Raw genomic sequence first — 738 nt, 5'->3', positions numbered from 1 at the left:
CTGGGCGGGGTGGACATGCTGTATCTGGACGGCGCCGGCACCGATCCGGACTGGCTTGGCGAGTACCCCGCGCAGCCGCTGGAGACGAGGCTGGCCGATGATGCGATTGCCTACGTGCTGTACACCTCCGGCTCGACCGGCGAACCCAAGGGGGTGGAGGTGTTCCATGCCGGGCTGGCCGACTATTGCGCATTCGCGCGCGAGAGTTACTACGACCAGGCGCTGGATGGATCGCTGGTGGCGAGTTCGCACGCGTTCGACCTGACGGTGCCGTCGTTGTACGTGCCGCTGCTGGTAGGCGGGTGCGTGGAGCTGCTGCCGGCGGGAGAGGAGTTGCCGGCGCTGGCGCGGCGGCTGGAGCAGGCAGACGGAGCATGGCTGCTGCGGCTGACGCCCTCGCACGTGCAGGGGCTGCTGCAGCTGGCCGACGCATCGCCACGTGCAGGCGCGCATGCGTTCGTGATCGGCGGCGAGGCGTTCCCGGCGTCGCTGGCGCGTGCGTTGCAGGCCAAGTATCCGCAGGCGCGGCTGGTGAACCACTACGGTCCGACCGAGACGGTAGTGGGCTGCACATGGCAGCGGCTGGACCAGGCAGTGCTGTCGGGCGAGGGCACACTGCCGATCGGTCGAGCGATGAGCAATACGCGGCTCTACGTGCTGGGGCCGTCGGGTCAGTTGTTGCCGCGTGGGGTGCCGGGCGAGTTGTACATCGGCGGTGCGGGCGTGGCGCGCGGCTAC

General features: G+C 69.5%; 1 protein-coding gene. It reads left to right on the top strand.

Going from position 1 to position 738, the window contains the following annotated elements:
• Positions 1–738 (top strand): AMP-binding protein (locus tag DYQ94_RS20605; RefSeq protein WP_505414923.1); only part of this gene is annotated, 738 nt, incomplete at both ends.

It is taken from the genome of Xanthomonas sp. LMG 8993 (assembly GCF_009835065.2).
Classification (GTDB): domain Bacteria; phylum Pseudomonadota; class Gammaproteobacteria; order Xanthomonadales; family Xanthomonadaceae; genus Xanthomonas; species Xanthomonas arboricola.
Note: the sequence above shows the minus strand (reverse complement) of the source record. Positions and strands in the feature narration are given on the sequence as shown.